The 18,930-nt window shown below is 58.1% G+C and carries 15 protein-coding genes; 2 read left to right on the forward strand and 13 right to left on the reverse strand.

All coding sequences use genetic code 11. From position 1 onward, the window contains the following. Positions 1-120: 120 nt before the first annotated feature. The 3 genes from glpK to OA90_RS02030 form a co-directional block, all read right to left on the reverse strand. A complete protein-coding gene (gene glpK, locus OA90_RS02020) occupies positions 121-1,614 on the reverse strand; it encodes a glycerol kinase GlpK (RefSeq protein WP_068406299.1) in 1,494 nt (497 codons plus the stop codon). A 75-nt stretch (positions 1,615-1,689) separates the two neighbouring features. Then, positions 1,690-3,210, reverse strand: coding sequence for a glycerol-3-phosphate dehydrogenase (gene glpD / locus OA90_RS02025; protein WP_068406635.1), 1,521 nt, complete (start codon positions 3,208-3,210; stop codon positions 1,690-1,692). Between the two features lie 172 nt (positions 3,211-3,382). After that, on the reverse strand, positions 3,383-5,710 hold the full coding sequence (locus OA90_RS02030) for a mechanosensitive ion channel domain-containing protein (protein ID WP_068406302.1): 2,328 nt from the start codon (positions 5,708-5,710) through the stop codon (positions 3,383-3,385). 416 nt (positions 5,711-6,126) lie between these two features. Here OA90_RS02030 and OA90_RS02035 point away from each other — a divergent pair, with 416 nt between their 5' ends. Continuing rightward, positions 6,127-7,242: a DUF2336 domain-containing protein gene (locus OA90_RS02035; protein ID WP_068406306.1), complete on the forward strand. Its 1,116-nt coding sequence runs from the start codon at positions 6,127-6,129 to the stop codon at positions 7,240-7,242. A gap of 148 nt (positions 7,243-7,390) precedes the next feature. On the opposite strand, the gene OA90_RS02040 is transcribed toward OA90_RS02035, so the two are convergent. From OA90_RS02040 to fliI, 3 genes are all read right to left on the reverse strand, one after another. Next, entirely contained in the window at positions 7,391-7,876 is a 486-nt protein-coding gene (locus OA90_RS02040) for a paraquat-inducible protein A (protein WP_347876826.1), read from the reverse strand. Positions 7,877-8,101: 225 nt separating this feature from the next. After that, positions 8,102-8,503, reverse strand: a complete 402-nt coding sequence (fliJ, locus tag OA90_RS02045) for a flagellar export protein FliJ (RefSeq protein WP_068406308.1) — start codon at positions 8,501-8,503, stop codon at positions 8,102-8,104. Between the two features lie 28 nt (positions 8,504-8,531). After that, entirely contained in the window at positions 8,532-9,857 is a 1,326-nt protein-coding gene (gene fliI / locus OA90_RS02050; protein WP_068406311.1) for a flagellar protein export ATPase FliI, read from the reverse strand. A 374-nt stretch (positions 9,858-10,231) separates the two neighbouring features. On the opposite strand from fliI, the gene ctrA reads away from it, so the two are divergent. Then, positions 10,232-10,924, forward strand: coding sequence for a cell cycle two-component system response regulator CtrA (gene ctrA / locus OA90_RS02055; protein WP_068406317.1), 693 nt, complete (start codon positions 10,232-10,234; stop codon positions 10,922-10,924). 112 nt (positions 10,925-11,036) lie between these two features. Here the strand turns inward: ctrA and OA90_RS02060 are convergent, their stop codons facing one another. The 7 genes from OA90_RS02060 to OA90_RS02090 all read right to left on the reverse strand — a co-directional run bounded on the left by OA90_RS02060 (position 11,037) and on the right by OA90_RS02090 (position 18,867). After that, on the reverse strand, positions 11,037-12,008 hold the full coding sequence (locus OA90_RS02060; protein WP_068406320.1) for an MBL fold metallo-hydrolase: 972 nt from the start codon (positions 12,006-12,008) through the stop codon (positions 11,037-11,039). A gap of 278 nt (positions 12,009-12,286) precedes the next feature. Continuing rightward, complete coding sequence (locus OA90_RS02065) at positions 12,287-13,171, reverse strand: protein-glutamate O-methyltransferase CheR (RefSeq protein ID WP_068406324.1); 885 nt, start codon at positions 13,169-13,171, stop codon at positions 12,287-12,289. Beyond that, on the reverse strand, positions 13,168-14,388 hold the full coding sequence (locus OA90_RS02070) for a chemotaxis response regulator protein-glutamate methylesterase (protein WP_068406327.1): 1,221 nt from the start codon (positions 14,386-14,388) through the stop codon (positions 13,168-13,170). The genes OA90_RS02065 and OA90_RS02070 overlap by 4 nt, the downstream gene beginning before the upstream one ends. 14 nt (positions 14,389-14,402) lie before the next feature. After that, positions 14,403-14,768: a response regulator gene (locus tag OA90_RS02075; RefSeq protein WP_068406330.1), complete on the reverse strand. Its 366-nt coding sequence runs from the start codon at positions 14,766-14,768 to the stop codon at positions 14,403-14,405. A 37-nt stretch (positions 14,769-14,805) separates the two neighbouring features. Further along, positions 14,806-15,297, reverse strand: a complete 492-nt coding sequence (locus OA90_RS02080; RefSeq protein ID WP_156510351.1) for a chemotaxis protein CheW — start codon at positions 15,295-15,297, stop codon at positions 14,806-14,808. Beyond that, the gene (locus tag OA90_RS02085; protein ID WP_068406333.1) at positions 15,294-18,089 is read right to left on the reverse strand and encodes a hybrid sensor histidine kinase/response regulator; all 2,796 of its coding nucleotides are present in this window, start codon (positions 18,087-18,089) and stop codon (positions 15,294-15,296) included. The genes OA90_RS02080 and OA90_RS02085 overlap by 4 nt, the downstream gene beginning before the upstream one ends. A 133-nt stretch (positions 18,090-18,222) precedes the next feature. Continuing rightward, complete coding sequence (locus tag OA90_RS02090) at positions 18,223-18,867, reverse strand: histidine phosphotransferase family protein (protein WP_068406336.1); 645 nt, start codon at positions 18,865-18,867, stop codon at positions 18,223-18,225. Positions 18,868-18,930 lie beyond the last annotated feature (63 nt).

Here is an 18,930-nt window from a genome sequence, read left to right on the forward strand (position 1 = left end):
GTTTTAACAACTTACCGGTACCGGAATGGAAACTGATACCGCACGGGATCCTGTTTTCCGGATAAATCCAAAGCGTTGAAAACAAATAGACTCTCCCGTTGACGAGAGTCTGCCTGTTTATCAATCAGAAGTGGATTTCGTCCGGTTCACTGCATCCTTCCAACCGGACAGCAGACGAAGCCGTTCACTTTCCTGTAACCGGGGCTCGAACCGCCTATCCAGCTTCCATTGCGCGGAAAAAGCGTCCGCTCCCGGCCAGACGCCTGCTTTCGATCCTGCCAGCCAGGCAGCCCCCAGCGCCGTCGTCTCCGCAACTGTGGGCCGATCGACCGGGGCCCCAAGAATGTCGGCCAGAAACTGCATCGTCCAGTCGGACGCCGACATGCCCCCGTCGACGCGCAGAACCGGCGGTTTCGCATCGGGCCAGTCGGCACGCATGGCGTCCAGCAGATCGCCCGTCTGGAAGCCGACGCTCTGCAGGACGGCCCTGGCGATCTCCTTCGGACCCGTGTTCCGGGTCAGCCCGAACATCGCGCCGCGGGCGTCCGCATCCCAATAGGGCGCGCCGAGCCCGACAAATGCCGGAACCAGATAGACGTCCTGAGTCGAATCGGCCTGCTCGGCCAGCCCCTGTGTCTCGCCCGCGCTGTCGATGAGACCAAGTCCGTCCCGCAGCCACTGAACAGCCGCGCCGGCGACAAAGATCGATCCCTCGAGCGCATAGGTTGTCTTGCCGTCAAGGCGATAGGCAATCGTCGTCAGCATGCGGTTTTTCGACCGGACAGGCGTCTCCCCGGTATTCATCAGTGCAAAACAGCCGGTCCCGTAAGTGGATTTCACCATGCCCGGATTGAAGCAGGCCTGGCCCAGCGTTGCCGCTTGCTGATCGCCCGCCACACCCAGGATCGGCAGCGGCCGGCCAAAGAGATCCGGCGCGCTGAATCCGAAGTCGTCCGCGCTGTCCCTGACCTGCGGAAGCAGGCTCATGGGAATCCCCAGCAACCGGCAAAGGTCTTCGTCCCACGCGTTCTCATGGATATTGTAGATCAGGGTGCGCGAGGCATTTGTGGCATCGGTGGCGTGCACCTTGCCTCCGGTGAGATGCCAGATCAGCCAGGTGTCGACCGTCCCGAAAGCCAGTTCGCCCCGTTCCGCCCTCTCGCGGACGCCCGCGACATTGTCCAGGATCCAGGCGATTTTCGTACCGGAGAAATAGGGATCCAGCAGCAGTCCGGTCTTGGCCGAAAACGTTTCCTCAAGCCCCTCACTCCGCAGTCTGGCACAAGTGTCCGAAGTCCTGCGGTCTTGCCAGACGATTGCGTTATAGACCGGTTCGCCGGTGGACCGGTCCCAGATCAGGGTTGTCTCCCGCTGGTTGGTGATCCCGATCGCGGCGACGTCCGCGCCTCCCTGCGGCGCCTTTTCCAAAGCTTCCCGGCAAACTTCCAGCGTGCTGTCCCAGATATCGGAAGGGGAATGCTCCACCCAGCCCGATTTTGGAAAATACTGTTTGAATTCCTGCTGCCCTGAACTGACGCTGGTGAAGTCCTCTGCGAAGACAATCGCACGGCTTGACGTCGTACCCTGGTCGATTGCCAAAACAAGTCCGGCCATGGCGCTCCTCCCTTTGTTCTTTTTTATTTCACCGCAATTGTCAGCCAGTCCGGCAGACCGCGCCTATATGGCGGACTATGCCGCAGCGCCGGTCCGCTCGGCAAGATAGCCCGAAATGAAGCCGTCCAGTTCGCCCCTCTCTTCCGCGCTCAACACCAGGCCGAGTTTGGTTCGCCGCCACAACACGTCGTCGGCTGTGCGCGCCCACTCCCGATCGATCAGCCACTTCACCTCGGCTTCATAGAGGTTCGAGCCGAAACAGCAGCCAAGATCCTCCAGCGAGGTGGCTTCCATCAAAAAGAGCCTGGCATCGGTCCCGTAAAGACGGATCAGGCGGGTTGCGAAGGCTGTGTCCAGAAAAGCGAAATCCCTTCCGAGCCGCGCCACTTCTTCGTCGAACCCGTCCACCTTGAAATCGCCACCCGGCAAGGGCGCATAGGCTGTCCACACTCCGCGCTTGAACGGCAGATAGGCCTCCAGCTTTTTCAAGGCCTCCTCCGCGAGCTTGCGGTAAGTCGTGATCTTGCCTCCGAAGACCGAAAGCACCGGCGGCTCCGTTTCGCCGCCCTCCAGTTCCAGAACGTAGTCCCGCGTCGCGGCCTTGGCGTCCTTTGCACCGTCGTCATAGAGTGGCCGCACCCCGGAATAGGTGTGCACCACCTCGTCGGGCGAGACCGGCGTGTCCAGATACTCACTGGCGGCCTTGCACAGATAGTCGATTTCATCATCGGTTATGCGAACCGAGCCCAGGTCCCCGTGATAGTCGATATCGGTGGTACCGATCAGTGTGAACTTTTCCTCGTAGGGGATCGCAAAGACAATCCGGCCATCGCCATTCTGGAAAATGAAGCAGCGATCATGGTCAAACCGGCTCGGCACGATGATGTGACTGCCCTTGACCAGGCGCACCCTGGATTCGCTCCTTGCCCCGGCGATGCCCTGCAACATTTCCGCGACCCAGGGACCGGCCGCATTGACAAGCACGCGCGCGCTCACCGTCGTCTCTTCGCCCGTGGCAAGATCCTTCAGGACGACTTTCCAGAGATCACCTTCCCTGTGCGCGGCGATACACTTGGTCCGCGTGAGTACCTTTGCCCCCCGGTCGGAAGCGTCCAGCGCGTTCAATACCACCAGGCGCGCGTCGTCCACCCAGCAGTCGGAGTATTCAAATCCCTTTTTGAACAGTGGCTTGAGGCCCCGTGAATAGATACCACTGTCGAGTTGCACGGTTTTTGTCGCCGGCAGCAATTCCCGGCCACCCAGATGATCGTAAAGAAAAAGGCCGAGACGCAACAGCCAGGCCGGGCGCAGATCCCTGTGATGCGGCAGGATGAAGCGCAGCGGCCAGGCGATATGCGGCAGCGCGCGCAACAGCACTTCGCGCTCTTTCAGCGCCTTGCGGACAAGACCGAACTCGTAATACTCCAGATAGCGCAGACCGCCGTGAATGAGTTTCGTCGACGCCGAGGATGTCGCTCCGGCAAGGTCGCCCATTTCAACAAGCATGACCGATGCACCGCGGCCCACTGCATCCCGGGCGATCCCCGTTCCGTTAATGCCTCCGCCAATGATCAACAGGTCGTAATCAGCCGCCATGGTCTCCGTCTCCGGCTTGCGCACATATGCGATTTCAGCATGAAATGAAACTAAAGCGAAACACCTCGAAATTCAATCACCATTTTCAGGCGTATGAGGATACACCGCCCCGATCCCGCCGCGAGCTGGAGCCATTGAAACTCGACGCTGGTTCCGCTCGCAGTGCAGCCTGTTAATTAGGGGCATCCTGGGAAGGCGCATCGTCCGCGGGCTCATCCTTGGAGGCTTCGAGCTTGCCTTGATGTCTGGATCCCTTGACCTCTCCCGCGAAGGGCGGAGTTGCTGCATGATAGGTGACTTGCGGGAACGGAATTTCGATACCCCGTTCGTCAAAAACCTGTTTGACGAATTCGTTATAGGCCCGGCCGACCGACCACTGGTCGCCCGGCGTCGTCTTGATGCGGGCGCGGATATCGATCGAACTCGCGCCGAAGTTCGTCACGCCGTGCATCTCCAGTTCCCCGAAGATCTTCGGGCTGTAGTCAGTCGCCTTCAGACGCCGGAAGGCTTCCGTCATGGCTTCCTTGGCGTTGGGGATTTCCGTGTCGTAGGAAACGCCGATCAGCGCGACGTGATAGGAGAAGCCGCGCATGAAATTCGAGACCATCTCGACGGAGGAGAACGGAATGATGTGGGTGGTGCCGTCGAGATCCCGGATACGCACGGAACGGACCGTGATCCCTTCCACCGTACCCGTGATGCCGGCAACCGTCACCACGTCGCCTTCGTTGATGGCGTTTTCGATCTGAATGAAAGCGCCGGTGATGATGTCCTTCACCAGCGTTTGCGCCCCGAAGGAAATCGCCAGACCGACGACACCGGCACCGGCGATCAGCGGCCCGATGTTCACACCGATTTCGGACAAGGCCAGAAGCGCCACCATCACCATGATGACAACCGTGGAAGCGTTGCGGAACAGTTGAAAGAGGGTTCTTTCGCGGGCGGTCACGAGGCGTCCTGACCGTTCCTGCAGGCGCAGGTCGACCCAGGACATGACCGCCAGCCAGATCAGGAAGCCCACCAGCACCACAAGAAGCGCCGAACCGTAGCCGCTCAGCAACTGGAAACCGCTCTCGCTCGCAACCCAGTCGATCACACTCAGGATGCCCCAGATTTCCAGGAGAGCCAGAACCGTTACGAGGAAAACCGCCAACCGAATGAACTTCAGAATCCTGGGAACGAAAGCGTTCAATCGTCTGTGCAGCGCCGGCAGGCTTGTCTGCATGCCCTCCGGAAGCGGGATGCCATCCTTGATGGCGCTGGTGAGAACCAGCGAAACCAGGATACCGGTGGCAATGGCCAAGATGGACTGACCGGTGGCATTCAGAATTATGGACGTGGCATCGAAGGGGCGTGTCACCCAGATTATGAATACCGCGGCAAGATAGCCGTAGGCGGCGAAATGCCAGATGCGGCCGCCGACTGCCAGAAAGCGGCTTGCCAGCGCGCTCTGCATGGTTTGCGCATAGTCGCTCACTCCCTGGCAGACAAACTGCCGGTTCCGGTGCACGAGGACGAAAAGATAGAGCGTGCCCAGGAACACCGCCAGAAAACGCAACGCGTTGCCCAGAACGAAGGAGGCGGCGATATTGGCAACCGGCACCACAAGGAACAGGCCGTAGACGATCCAGTACACAAACAGATGCAGACGGCTGCTCCAGTAACGCGAGGCTGCGTCCGTGAACGGCAGAAGGCGCAGTTTCCGATGCGCAGGCACGAAAATGAACCGCAGGGCGACATTCGCAAGCTCTGCGATGAAAAATGCATTCAGCGCCAGACTTTCCTGCAAGGTGACACCAGCCTGCAGGCCACCATACCCGGCGAGCGCGACCGCATTGCCCACCGCCCAGCCCAGTCCAACCGCCATCACATCCAGCGCCGACGTCACGATGAGAAGGAAACTGCGCATCAGCCCGCCGCGCTTTTCTGCGATGGCGGATATCCTCGGATAGAGCAGCCTCATCGCGGCCTTGCTTAGGAGCAGACCGGCATAAGCCGCCAGCAGCACGACAAGAACCTGAACGGCTATCGGTTTCAACTGCTCCCACTTGATCGGAATTTCGCCGCGCCCGATCCGAACCAGCCCACGAAGGGGCCTGGCGGACTGGTTGAGTACAACACCCGCGTCATCGACGAGGTCGCGCGTGTATTCTCCGATTTTGAGGGCGAAATTCTCGCCCGAACCTGAACTCCCGCTTTGGTCGGATTGAGCAGGCGGCGCCTCCTGCTTATCCCCGCCGCTCAGTGTCGGCAGGATCGAGCCGCCCGGGGTCGACGTTTCCTGTGTCTCCGTGTTGCTCTCGCCTGCGTTCTGTTTGAGAAGTTCGATCAGAGCTGCCCGGCTTTTCGGATCGTTCAAGACCTTGATGAGCGCATCGCTTGCCTGCTCGACATCCGTGGAACTGGATTGCTGGGCATCGGCGTTCTGGGCCACGGCCGGCACCACGCAAAAGAGCAGCAGCCCGAACAAGGCGGCAAGGCTTGGGCGCAAACGTCTCATTTCAAATTCAATCCGTTTCTGAGCAGCGTGAACATCTCTCGACACGGTCCAGACAATAAGGAAGAACCATCCGATAAGGAAAGCCCGCTCGACCTATAATTGGGTATGAATTGTCTTGAGGAGGCAGGTCCACCCGGAGCGTTGCACCTCAAGGGGGCCGGATCGACTTCATGCAGCTGCGTCAAGCCAAAACCAAAGTTGAACCAGCACCATGGATACGAGATCAACCCCCATCGGTACCAGGGCAAGACACATCCCGAAATAGCAAATTTTTCAGCAATTGAGATCAAAAGTACGCATTTTTGACAATATTGCAGATTATCAGTTCCATAAATGAGCTGTTATTTGTACGAAACTCACTGCAGGTAACGTATTGCTAACAATATTTATCACAATGTGCCTGTAATGGAGGATAAATGGCGGGTTCCATACTAAAACTTGCCCAAGTCGGGACAATAGAATCTCGCAAACACCTGTTTGCCGAGGTGAGTGAACTTGTGTTTTCCGATCTAGATCAGCGGACGGAGCAGGAGCTCGCGATATTCGCGGAAGTTATCCTGAAGCTCTACGACACCGGCTCCCTGTCAGACCGGACAACGCTCGCCAGCAAACTGGCTGCACTGACCAACATGCCCCGTGATCTCGCGTGCCGGATCGCTGAGGATGACATCACAGTGGCGATGCCCGTATTGTCGGATTGCGCTGCTTTCACACAGGAAGACCTTCTTGATTTCGCAGATCGGTTCAGCACGACCCACCTGCAGGCAATCGCACATCGCAAAGATCTTCCCCCCGAAGTCTCCGATTCTCTTGCCGCCAGAAACGACAGGACGGTAAACCGCATTCTGGCCGGCAATCGCGACATCCGACTGTCCCGCGAAACGTTGCTGCTTTACGCCAGGCTCGCGGAAGAAGACCAGGTGCTGCGGGAAGATCTGGCGTTGAGGCCCGATTTGTCCCCTGCCGCCTGCCGTGCATTGCTGCCTCTCGTAAACGATGAGGCCAGGAAGCATCTGCACGACCTCATCGAGGGATCCCTGACGCAGGAACAAATCAACCAGATCGCCAGGCTGAAATCATTGCGCAACGATTTCGGCGACGCCTTGGCAAACTCCGACGTCGGCAAGCTCTGGAAGGATGCCGATCGTGCGGGCATTACAGTCAATGAACTCATGATCCTGCTCCTGCAGGACGGCCGCTTTGAACGCGCCATGGAATTGCTCAGCGCGCGTGGAAGAACTTCTGCAAAGCTCCTCAAGGAAGCCGTTTTCAACGGAAAGCCGGATCTGGTCCTCAAGACCGCGGCCAAAACGGGATTGGAACCGTCTACCTTTGCCCTGTTTTCAAAGATCCGCTGCAACTATTTGAGAATCCCGGCAACTCACGGTCCGGAATGGACATTTGCCTACAAAAAACATCTGGAAAGCACCGCTTCGGTCAGACAATCCCGCTGCGGTGACTTTCAGGCGAACCGCGGGGCGAAAAAGCCCAAACCGCTCCAGCAGGCCGCCATCCCGGAGCTGGCGGATTAGACCGACCCGGCAGCAATAATCGCTCGGTTCACAATCCAGCGCGTGTCGCGTTTAAGCGGCTTCATGGATTCACGAAGACGCCCGGGACTGCGTTTGCGTTGCAAATACGCTCGCGCGGCTTCCTGAATTCAATTTAATGCGACATGCTTTAACGGGCACGCGCGCATAAACTCGCCGCCACCGCCGTCGTCAATGTTGCTGCCGCATAAAACCATAACCCCGGCAGGATGGTCGCCGAGGCCAGACCACTGGTTTTTGCGGCGAACAGAACCAGCGCCACCAGCATCACATCCAGCATCGACCACTTGCTGACCATGGACAGCAGCGACAGCGAACGACTCTTTCCGCCAGTCATGACAGCAACATGGGTGAGCATTATCTTGGCCGCCGGAAACCCGATGGAAAACAGCGCCACGACCGCGGCAAGCACGGTCTCGTCTTCACGCCAAAGGCTGACAATCATTTCAACCAGAGACGGACGGTCTTCGAGAAAATACAGCCGTTCGAACAGCATCAGCGGCTGCGTAAGCCCCAGGGCGAAGGAAAAGGTCGAAACAGGGAGGAGCAGAGCCAGAAAAAACCGCATGAAAAGTGCCGTGTTTCGGCAGAACATCCAGCGCCCCGGCGGCCGCATACGGAGTGCTCCGGCATTTTGAAATCAGGTAACCTGCATTCAGGCTGGCGAGACAAGCGACGGTCACGCGCATCGGCGACCGTCCTTTCCCTATAGCATTCCGCTTGAAAAGCACAAACCCGGCCGCTGCGTCGAGCGGTCGGGCAAAATTGTTCGGCCTTCGGCGAGGAAGGTGGACGGACCATCTATCGGCATGCGGGAACAGGGGCGTTGCCCGCGAATGCTCTATCGCAGCCGCGAGGCGACTTCGTCCAGCTGATCCTGCTCGGCAACTTCCTGGGCAGTGCGTTCACGCTGCTGATCGCGCTCTTCCAGCTGCTCGAATTTCTTAAGCTCTTCAATCGCTTCACTCAGCTCATCCTGAGCGCGTTGAAGCTGATCGTCCAGTTCATGCGCGGAATTGCGCAGGTTGTCGCGCCTGTCCGCCGCCGCCTTGGCGAATGTCGGATAGGCAAAATGCGTGACATCGGTAATACCGACACGGTCCTGCTCGGAGTGGATCTGCTCGTCAAGTTCATCGGCCATGCGATTGAACTCGGCAATCATGCTCTCGATCTGAGCAAGCTGTCGCCGCTTTTCATCAACCTGAAACCGCTTCAAACGGATCAAACTGTCTCGGGTTTTCATTACTCAATACTCCCCTTGCAAGGGCAGTCTAGTCCAGAGTCATTTCCAAAAGGTTGGCGAGTTGAAGATATCCTTCAGAAAGACTCGTTGCCTCGTCTTTTCCCTGATTGAGGAAATCGTCTATCAGCTCGAACCGGTGAATGGCTTCATCGACCATCGGGTCCGATCCCTTCCGGTACGCCCCGAGGCGGATCAGCTCTTCCATATCCGTATAGGTCGACAGCAACTGCTTTGCCTTGCGCAGAACCGGAAGCTGTTCCGGCGGCACGCAGCGGGGCATGGTTCTTGAAACCGATTTCAGCACGTTGATTGCGGGATAGCGCCCGCGTTCCGCAATCGCCCGCTCCATCACCACATGCCCGTCCAGGATCCCGCGAACCGCATCGGCAACCGGTTCGTTGTGATTGTCACCTTCCACGAGCACAGTGAACAGGCCGGTGATCGAACCTGTGCCTTCCACACCGGGGCCGGCTCGTTCCAGCAAGCGCGGCAATTCGGTGAAAACGGTCGGAGTATAACCCTTCGACGTGGGCGGTTCGCCGATCGACAGGCCGATCTCGCGCTGCGCCATGGCGAATCGGGTAACCGAATCCATCATGCACAGGACATTGTTGCCCTCGTCGCGGAAGTGCTCGGCGACCGTCATCGTCAGATAGGCCGCCTGACGGCGCATGAGAACACTCTCGTCGGATGTGGCGACCACGACCACCGATCGCGCCAGCCCCTCCTCGCCAAGATCGTCCTCGATGAATTCCTGGACTTCCCTGCCCCGCTCTCCGATCAGGCCGATCACGGCGATGTCGCAGCGCGTGTTGCGTGCCAGCATGGACATCAGCACGGACTTGCCGACACCGGAGCCCGCGAAGATGCCCATGCGCTGGCCTTCGCAGCAGGTTACGAAGCTGTTCAGCGCCCTTACGCCGAGATCGAGCGGCGGTCCGACCCGTTTGCGTTCGGAGGCGGGCGGCGGCGGACTTCGCAATTTGCGAGGCACTCCGCCATTTGAAAGAGGTCCTTTACCATCAATCGGTTCACCAAGTGCGTTAACGACCCGGCCAAGCCAGGCATCGTCGGGATGCATCACACTTTCACGGGCGCTGATCACCGCCTTGCAGCCCATCCGGACACCTTCAAGCCCGGAAAACGGCATGCAAAGCGCATGACCCTCGCGGAAGCCGACCACTTCGGCCGGGACTTTCGGATTGCCCTCGCCGCTGTCGATCAAAAGGCGCGAACCGACACTCATTTCGTGAATCGGCCCGGCGATTTCCACAAGAAGTCCCTTCACGGCGGTCACCCGACCGTAAATTTCGGTAGGCAAAAGCGAATCAATCTCGGCAAAAAGCGCCTTCAATTAAGATTCCCTCCCCTGTTAACGGTTTTGGTAACCGATCGTTTACGACTCTGGTTAATCTTAACCTTTGGAAGGCCGACAAGCGAGAGCCATTTCGAAGTCACAACGGTTAAGTCGAAAGGAATCTGAACGGAGTCAGTTGGATCCGTTTCTTAAAGTGCAACATTAAGATTTGTGAATCAGTGTTTTTTCTGGGGATTCAACAAGTTGACTGTTGTTCACAGATTACTCCATTCGGCGCTTGCCGCTACGAATCATATTTTGTTAACCATTACCCGATAGCTTTGAGTCGGGGTTAACAAGCAGTCCTTCGTAGCGCACACCGACAGAGCCGTTGCGACTTGCCCAGAAAAGGCAGAATAAGGGGATTGGCAATGCGTGTACTGTTGATTGAGGATGATAGCGCGACAGCGCAGAGCATCGAACTGATGCTGAAGTCCGAGAACTTCAACGTCTACACGACAGATCTTGGCGAGGAAGGTATCGACCTCGGCAAACTGTACGATTATGACATCATCATGTTGGATTTGAACCTGCCGGACATGTCCGGGTATGAGGTTCTTCGGACACTTCGCGTCTCAAAGGTCAAGACACCGATCCTGATCCTTTCCGGGAACGCGGGCATTGAAGACAAGGTGCGGGGGCTCGGCTTCGGCGCGGACGATTACATGACCAAGCCGTTCCACAAGGACGAACTGGTCGCGCGTATTCACGCAATTGTCCGTCGTTCCAAGGGGCATGCCCAGTCGGTCATCATTACCGGCGACCTCAAGGTCAACCTGGACACCAAGACCGTCGAAGTTGGCGGCCAGCGTGTTCATCTGACCGGCAAGGAATACCAGATGCTTGAGCTGCTTTCGCTGCGCAAGGGCACCACCTTGACCAAGGAGATGTTCCTGAACCATCTCTACGGCGGAATGGACGAGCCAGAATTGAAGATCATCGACGTCTTCATCTGCAAACTGCGCAAGAAACTGGCTGCGGCCACCTCCGGCAAGAACTACATCGAAACGGTGTGGGGACGCGGATATGTGCTTCGCGAGCCGGAAGTCGAAGCGGCTGCCTGAGCCTGAAATTCATCCGGCAAGAATTGAAAAACCCCGGCTTTGCCCGGGGTTTTTTGTTGCCGTTATGGTTTTGTTGCCGGCATGACCGGCTTTCAGCACATGGCCGCCAGGGTCACAGATTCAGCTGATAGGTGGCAGGCACGTAGCGAAAACCGTCGCCTTCCTGCGCCACATATCCGACGGCCGGGAACGGCATGTGATAGCCGACGAACGGAAGCTTGTCGCCGGCCAGCATGCCGAAGACCGATCTGCGTGTGGAGGCCGCGGCCTCCTTGTCCATGTCGAACCTGACTTCCCAGTCCGGATAGGCCAGCGACCAGACAAAATGGTTCGCGGTATCGGCTGTCAGGACAAGCTGCTTGCCGCCGCTTTCGATCATATAGATCATGTGACCGGGCGTATGGCCTGACGCGGACATCGCCGTTATTCCCGAAGTGACAGCACCGCCGTCATTCAGGAAGGTCATCTTCTCGGCCAGCGGTTTGACATGCGATGCCATCAGCTTGGTGACACCATTGGCTTCCGCATCCATCGCCGCCCAGAAATCGTATTCCTTCTGGCCGGTCACGTAGCGCGCGTTGGCAAAAGCGGGTGCGCCGCCTTCCATGAGCCCTCCGATGTGATCGGGGTGCATGTGCGTCAGCACCACCACATCGACCTGTTCGGGCGTATACCCGGCACTTTCCAGCGCGGCGCGCATGTTGCCGCGTCCGGGACGCGCACCTTCGCCGTTGCCGGTGTCGAACAGGATCAATTCGCTGCCCGTATTGATAAGCGTCGGCGTGAAGCTGATCTGAAACGAATCACTTGGGATGAAGTTCTCCGCGGACGCGGCCGAGAACGTATCGGCCTCAACATTCATGGCGAAGGTTTTCTGCGGGTCCTGAAGGATCACCGCGCCATCCAGAAGCGTGTTCACCTCGAAATCGCCAACCGGATAGCGCGCCACCGGCGCTGAAAGAGCTTCCTGCTTCGGCGCGGCCGCATGTGCTGGCAAGGTTGCCGCCATGCCTGCCCCGGCAATCGCGCCACCAGCCCCCAGGAGCGCCGCGCGGCGTGTCAGTTCAACTCTTATCTCGCTCATTTTCCCACTTTCTGCTCATGCGGATGCTTCCCCGGCTCTCTGGAAGAAACCCGTGCTTTCAAAGAACCGAAACGTATCCTCAAGAAGATGGAAAGCCTGGCTCGACAGGCAAGTGGGGCAGCAGCCGGTGCAATCAGAGATAGCCGAACGCGAGATTTTCACGAATGATCAGAATAGCTTACCCGAGAAGACGGCGACAGGCTACCTGGTCACGATCGCGTGAAAATAAAAAAAGGCGGCACCAGCCGCCTTTTGTCTTTTTCTCGGGAGCGAAGGGACTACCTCCGCAGTCCGACCGCACCACCGGCAACCAACCGCACGCCAGAACCCGATCCGGTTGCCGACTGGGCCGCCGCTTTCTTCTGGAACAGACCACGCTTGCCCGGAACCGGCTTGAACGCCTCGGTCAGACCGACGACTGTCTCAGCCGCCCCCAGGACCAGATATCCATCCTCCGGAACCGATTTCGCTAACCGCGCCAGGATATCCGACTTGGTGGCCTGATCGAAATAGATCAGTACGTTGCGGCAGAATACGATGTCGAACTCACCCAATTGGGAGAAGCTGTCCAGCAGATTGAGCTTTTTCCACTCGATCATTGACCGCAAACCGGCATCGATCTGCCACATCTCGCCCTTCTGTTCGAAATATTTCAGCAGCAGCTGGATCGGCAGACCGCGCTGTACCTCGAACTGGCTGTATAAACCGGCTTTCGCCTTTTCCAGCACTTCAAGGGAAAGGTCGGTCCCCAGGATCCGCGTCCTCCAGCCCGGCATCTTGGCTGCCTCTTCCTTCAGGCAGATCCCGAGTGAATAGGGCTCCTGACCGCTGGACGCAGCCGCGCACCAGATCTTGAGCTGCTTGAAGCTGGAACGGCTTTGCAGAAGCGCCGGAAGCATGGTGTCCCGGAAGTTGTCGAACGGCGTCTTGTCGCGAAAGAAGAACGACTCATTTGTCGTCATTGCCTCGATCACGTCCGTTTCGAGCTGCCGGTTCCCGCCGCGCTTGAGGGCCTGTATGACCGCGCTCAGGGTTTCCAGCTTCGAATTGCGCGCAACCGGCAGAAGCCGGCTTTCCACCAGATACTGCTTGTCAAGCGACAGCACCAGACCGGAGCGGGTCTTCAGAAAGTTTCTCAGAAAGTCGAACTCAACAGGGGTCATCTCGTATTCCCCTTCAATACGCGTCCGATTTTCGGCCCGATATCTTTCAATGGCAGTATATCGCTGCACATTCCTGTTTGCGCGGCTGCACCAGGCATACCCCAGACGACGCTGGTTGCCTCGTCTTGCGTGATGACGCTGCCACCACCTTTGGTGATGGTTTTGACACCCTCCGCACCGTCGTGACCCATTCCGGTCAGAATGACCCCGAGACACGCGGACCCGTAAGCTTTGGCCACGCTGTCGAACAGCGGATCGACGGCAGGTTTGCAGAAGTTCACCGGAGCTCCGTCGGTCAAGCGAATCTTCACATCGCCGCCGTCTTTTTCCAGGATCATGTGCTTGCCGCCAGGCGCCACATAGATGGTGCCCGCCTGAAGAACGTCACCGTCCTCGCCTTCCTTCGAAGGACGCAGGGCAGCTTTGCCGAGGTGCTCGGCAAGAATCGCGGTGAAAGTCGGCGGCATATGCTGCGTGACGACAACCGGCACTTCATTCATTGACGTACCTACTTCCTTCATCACTTCCTGCAGAGCCTGAGGTCCGCCGGTTGACGAGCCAATGGCCAGTATCCTCGGCCGGGCCGAAGAATAGGGCCGTGTCTGGAGCGTCTTCGCTGCGGCGGCAGCCGGCTGTGCGGCGCCACGGAAGCTTGCCCGCGTATCTGTCGTCGGCCGCGGTGTGACCGGCGCTGCCGGATGCGAGACCTGCCCTGCGCTGGTTGCGGCGCGCATCGTGCGTACCGGGCCCCGCATCCGCTGGGCCCGTGCTCCGAGCGCCTTGACCTTTTCCACGAGTTCGCGACGGAAATCGACCGATGTCGTCACCTCGGAAGTGGATTCCGGCTTGGGCACATAATCGGACGCACCCAGAGACAGGGCCTTTAGGCTGACTTCCGCATTCCGGCGGGTCAGCGTCGACGCCATGATAACGATGAGGTCGCGTTTCTTGGCCAGCATAAGCGGCAACGCGGTCATGCCGTCCATTTCCGGCATTTCGATATCGAGCACGACCACATCCGGATCGCTTTTTTCGATATCTTCCACCGCCAGTTTGCCGTTTCTGTGCGACCCGACAACCTTGAGATCCTTGTCCTCTCCAAGCCACCGTGTCAGCAGGCCGCGGATCACCACGGCGTCATCGACCACCATCACCTTGATAGGATCGCTGCCGATGCTGGCGCCGGCAGAAATTCTTTGCGCAAATGCCATTGAGATCGCCCAACTGGAGACTAGATAAGACCAACTTCCTGAAACTTGGCTTCGACGATTTCCCGGTCGAAGGGTTTCATGATGTATTCGTTGGCACCTGCCCGAATGGCCCGGGCGATGTGCGCCACGTCGTTTTCTGTCGTGCAGAAAACGACGACGGGGCTTTCACCTCCGTCTTCGGCCCTCAGGCTGGTCAGAAATTCCAGACCGTCCATGACCGGCATGTTCCAGTCCAGAAGGATCGCGTCGGGCATGGTTTTCCTGCATTCATCGAGAGCCTGCTGGCCGTCTTCGGCTTCGGTGATCTCGAACTGCAGATCCTCAAGGATCCGACGGGCGACCTTACGGATAACGCTTGAGTCATCGACTACAAGGCACTGTTTCATCAGGCGTAACTCCAATCGAGGGCCGCTTCCGGCCTGCTTATGCCGCAACCATGGGTTCTGTGAACATGGAACCGAGAAGGCGGTCGACGTCCAGAATCACCATCAGCTTGCCATCCAGACGATGCACACCGCCTGAAATTTCCGCCCAGCGGCGATCCAGGTTTGACGGGTTTGGCTCTTCCGAAGAGGACGACAATGTCAGAACTTCTCCGACAGTATCGATGACCAGACCGTAGCTCTCTTGCTTGTATTCAATTCCGACAGCCATCATCTGCCCGTCCTTCAGAGGAGGCAGGTGGAGACGGCGCCGCATGTTGATCGCGGTGACGATGCGTCCGCGCAAGTTCAACACGCCCTGAACTTCAGGAGCGGACATCGGCACGCGGGTCACGCTTTCGGGCACGAACACGTCATGGACCTGGGAGATCGGGAGGCCGAAGAGCTGGCCTCCGATCACGACAGTCACATACTGGATCATGTCATCGGCAGCATTTTGATCCGCGTTGAGTTTGTGTTCCATCACATTCATGCTGCAGCTCCCATTTCACCGGAGAAGACATCTTTCAGAGCGGCGATCAGGCCCGGACGGTCGAACTTCGCGACATAGTCGTCAAAGCCCGCCTGGCGGCCACGTTCGATCGAAGCGGGTGTGACCATCGATGACAGCGCGAGGATCGGAATTTGGCGGAACCGCGGATCGCGGCGCAGCGATTCACAGAACTCGAACCCGTTGATCTCCGGCATTTCGATGTCGCTGACGATCGCATGGAACGTGTCGCCGTTTTCCAGAAGGTCCAGAGCCTGCTGCGGACCGATACAGGTGGTCACGTCGTAACCGGCGGCTTTCAGCACCGGCGTCAGCATGTTGCGGAAGAAGGACGAGTCGTCGACGAAGAGTACCTTTTTCGTCAGGGACGCGATGTCCATTTCCTTGCGCATGAACCAGTCTTCGAATGCCTGAGGCAGATAGAAGCCCAGATCGATGATTTCGGTCGCCCGTTCCTTGACGATGGCAGAGCCGAGAACACCGGGCCGTTCCGACCCGACTTCGATATTCATGCGGTCCTCGACGATATCGACGATCTCGTCGACCACGAGGCCCATTGAACGACCGGCATCGGAGAAGACCAGCATGGGCTGCGTGCCTTCGATTTTGTGGCGGTCGCCCTCGTTGACATAGACGAGCGGCATGAGCGCTCCGCGGTACTGGACGAGATCGCGTCCGTTGGACCGCTCGATTTTCGATACCTCGAATTCCTCCAGGCGCGTGACCAGCGAAAGCGGCACGGCTTTCGGTTCCGGTGCACCTGCGCGGAACAGCAGAAGCGAGATCGAACTTTGTCCGGAAGTCGCCTTGCCCTGCAGACTTTCCTGTTCGTCTTCCTCGTTTTCCGCGACCGAGCTGGATGCGTGGCTCGCCATGGCACTGGCAATGCCGTTCGGATCGATGATCATGATAACCGAGCCGTCACCCAAAATGGTGTTTCCGGAGAACATGCCGAGATTGCGCAGCATGGTCGACATCGGCTTGACCACGATTTCTTCCGTATGGAAGACACCGTCTACGACAACACCGAATGTCTGGCTGCCGACCTGCATGACGACAATGAAACCGTTGTCCGATTCGATTGCCTCTTCCTCGTGCTCGCCTTCGTAGATACCGAGCAGTTGGGAGAGGGGCACCAGCGGCAGCAGTTTGTTGCGCAGGCGCAGGACCGGAGTGTTCTTGATCCGCTCGATCCTGTGTTCCGAATTGGTCTGAACACGCACCAGTTCGACAACCGAAAGCTGGGGGATCGCGAACCGGTCGCCGCCGGCTTCGACGATCAGCGTCGAAACGATGGCCAGCGTCAGCGGGATCTTGATGATGAAGCTCGAACCCTTGCCCGGCGCCGAGCGCAGATCGACCGTACCGCCGATCAGTTCGATATTGTTCCGCACCACGTCCATGCCGACACCGCGGCCGGACACGCTGGTCACCTGGGCGGCAGTGGAGAAGCCGGCCGCAAAGATGAACTTGTGGATCTGGGCGTCCGTCATCTTCTCGACGTCGGCTTCCGTGGCCAGGCCACGCTCCACAACCTTTGACTTCACCTTCTCGACATCGATGCCTGCGCCATCGTCGCGGACTTCGATGATGATGTGGCCACCTTCGTGATACGCGGCGAGGGTGATCGTACCCTTGTCTGCCTTGCCGGCAGCGCGACGCGCCTCGGGACCTTCAAGCCCATGGTCGGCGGAGTTCCGGACCATGTGGGTGAGCGGATCCTTGATCATCTCAAGGACCTGGCGGTCCAGTTCGGTATCCGCACCGATCATTTCAAGTTCGATCGGCTTCTCAAGTTCCTGGCTGAGGTCACGAACGATACGCGGCAGCTTCTGCCACGCATTGCCGATCGGCTGCATCCGGGTCGCCATGACGCCTTCCTGCAACTCGGCAGTTACATTGGAAAGGCGCTGAAGCGGTACCTTGAATTCGCTGTCTTCGTGACGGCGCACGATTTCCAGAAGCTGGTTGCGGGTCAGAACCAGCTCGGACACCATCGTCATCAGATGTTCGAGTGTATCGACCGCGACGCGAATGCTCTTGTTGGAAACTCCGCCGCCGGAGGCCTTCTTCTCGGTGTTCTCGCTGTCGGGTTTTTTCGGCGCCGGAGCCTTCGCTTCGCTCTTCACTTCAGCAGCAGGCTCAGGCGCGGGTTCTTCCACCGGCTCAGGCTTTTCAGCCTCTGCGGCAGCTTCCGGCGCTTGAGAAACTTCCTCTTCGGCAGTTTCGACTTCGATTTCCGTTTCGCGGAACGCCCGCTCCAGTTCGTCGAGCGAAACCTCACCGGGACGCAGGGCCCGTTCGATTTCCTGTTCGGCAGCAGCAGGAGCTTCAGCTTCCGCCGGAGCTGCTTCAGCAACCTCCGCTTCGGCGCTTTCGCCGGCCATAGCGGCATCCGCCTTGGCTGACATCGCTTCGAGCTTGGAGATCAGTTCGCTGTCATCACCGGCAGGTTCGTCACCTTCACCGGCCTCAAGCTCACCGAGAATGGCCTTGATCTGGTCGATCGAGATCAGAATGAGCGACACGGCTTCCTGAGTGACGGGCGCGCCGTCACGAAACTTGCCCATGAGCGTTTCCGCAGCATGTGCAATCCCTTCAAGCCTTGGAAGGCCCAGGAATCCGCAGGTGCCCTTGATCGTATGCACCAGACGGAAAATGTTATCTAGAATCGTAGCGTTGTTGGGTTCCTGCTCGAACTTTACGAGCTCTACGTCAACAACATCGAGACTTTCATTGGTCTCGGTAATAAATTCCCTGAGGAGGTCATCCATTGCCCGCTCTCACCCGACTTGTTACTGGTTCCGCATCCCGAAAAGGATGTCTGGACCGAGAAGTCCATGAGAGCAGGTTGGGGGCAAACAGTTAAGATACGCTGAAACACGTCGAAACTTTTATTCAACATCTCTATTCTGTCAAAAACGCTGTAATTTTTACCAATTCTTCTTGTTTGTCTATCGTTAATACCATGCTGGATTCACGCGCAAGCAGCAACGTGTAGATCGGCTGCACGGAATGCGCATCAACTCTTTCCGGTTCTTCTCCGCTCAAAGTTTCCTTCATCCCGAGCGGTATGCGCGGGTTGAGACCGCTTGCATGGAGCGTGAACGACGGCGCCTTCGGCTCGCCATCCATGGTCACCTTGATCTCTCCGCCGCGCGGAACGCATTGATTGGCGATCAGGATCAGATTGAGCAGAAGCTTGACGTAGTTCTTTGGCATGAGATGCCGGTCGATTTGCCAGGTCAGGTCGGATTTCTCATTTTCCATGAATCCGGTTGCAACAACCTGCGCGTCGCCGAGATCGATTTCCGCGCCCGCCGAACCGGCGGCTCCGAAAGCCAGCCGCGCGAACTGCAGTTTCGCCGAGGCCTGACGCGCGCTCTTGCGGATCAGGTCCATCGCAAACTCGTGCATGTCCTCGGAGCCCTCTTCGTCGAGAACCTCCAGTCCATTGGTGATTGCGCCGACAGGGCTGATGATGTCGTGGCAAACGCGGCTTGCCACCAGTGCGGCAAGGTCCAGGGACGATAGCTCTTTAAGTGCGGACATGACGGTATGAAGCTCTTCTTGAAAATCCCGGCAAGGACATGATTCGCGATATTCAGCTAAAGA

This window comes from Labrenzia sp. OB1 (genome assembly GCF_001624695.1).
Lineage (GTDB): Bacteria > Pseudomonadota > Alphaproteobacteria > Rhizobiales > Stappiaceae > Roseibium.

Excerpts from the sequence above, each read along its gene's own strand:
- OA90_RS02075 (WP_068406330.1), bottom strand. The coding sequence starts at position 14,768 with ATGAAACAGTGCCTTGTAGTCGATGACTCAAGCGTTATCCGTAAGGTC.
- ctrA (WP_068406317.1), top strand. The coding sequence starts at position 10,232 with ATGCGTGTACTGTTGATTGAGGATGATAGCGCGACAGCGCAGAGCATC.
- OA90_RS02085 (WP_068406333.1), bottom strand. The coding sequence starts at position 18,089 with ATGGATGACCTCCTCAGGGAATTTATTACCGAGACCAATGAAAGTCTC.
- fliJ (WP_068406308.1), bottom strand. The coding sequence starts at position 8,503 with ATGAAAACCCGAGACAGTTTGATCCGTTTGAAGCGGTTTCAGGTTGAT.
- OA90_RS02060 (WP_068406320.1), bottom strand. The coding sequence starts at position 12,008 with ATGAGCGAGATAAGAGTTGAACTGACACGCCGCGCGGCGCTCCTGGGG.
- glpK (WP_068406299.1), bottom strand. The coding sequence starts at position 1,614 with ATGGCCGGACTTGTTTTGGCAATCGACCAGGGTACGACGTCAAGCCGT.
- OA90_RS02090 (WP_068406336.1), bottom strand. The coding sequence starts at position 18,867 with ATGTCCGCACTTAAAGAGCTATCGTCCCTGGACCTTGCCGCACTGGTG.
- OA90_RS02040 (WP_347876826.1), bottom strand. The coding sequence starts at position 7,876 with ATGCGGCCGCCGGGGCGCTGGATGTTCTGCCGAAACACGGCACTTTTC.
- OA90_RS02065 (WP_068406324.1), bottom strand. The coding sequence starts at position 13,171 with ATGACCCCTGTTGAGTTCGACTTTCTGAGAAACTTTCTGAAGACCCGC.
- glpD (WP_068406635.1), bottom strand. The coding sequence starts at position 3,210 with ATGGCGGCTGATTACGACCTGTTGATCATTGGCGGAGGCATTAACGGA.
- OA90_RS02030 (WP_068406302.1), bottom strand. The coding sequence starts at position 5,710 with ATGAGACGTTTGCGCCCAAGCCTTGCCGCCTTGTTCGGGCTGCTGCTC.
- OA90_RS02035 (WP_068406306.1), top strand. The coding sequence starts at position 6,127 with ATGGCGGGTTCCATACTAAAACTTGCCCAAGTCGGGACAATAGAATCT.
- OA90_RS02080 (WP_156510351.1), bottom strand. The coding sequence starts at position 15,297 with ATGAATGTGATGGAACACAAACTCAACGCGGATCAAAATGCTGCCGAT.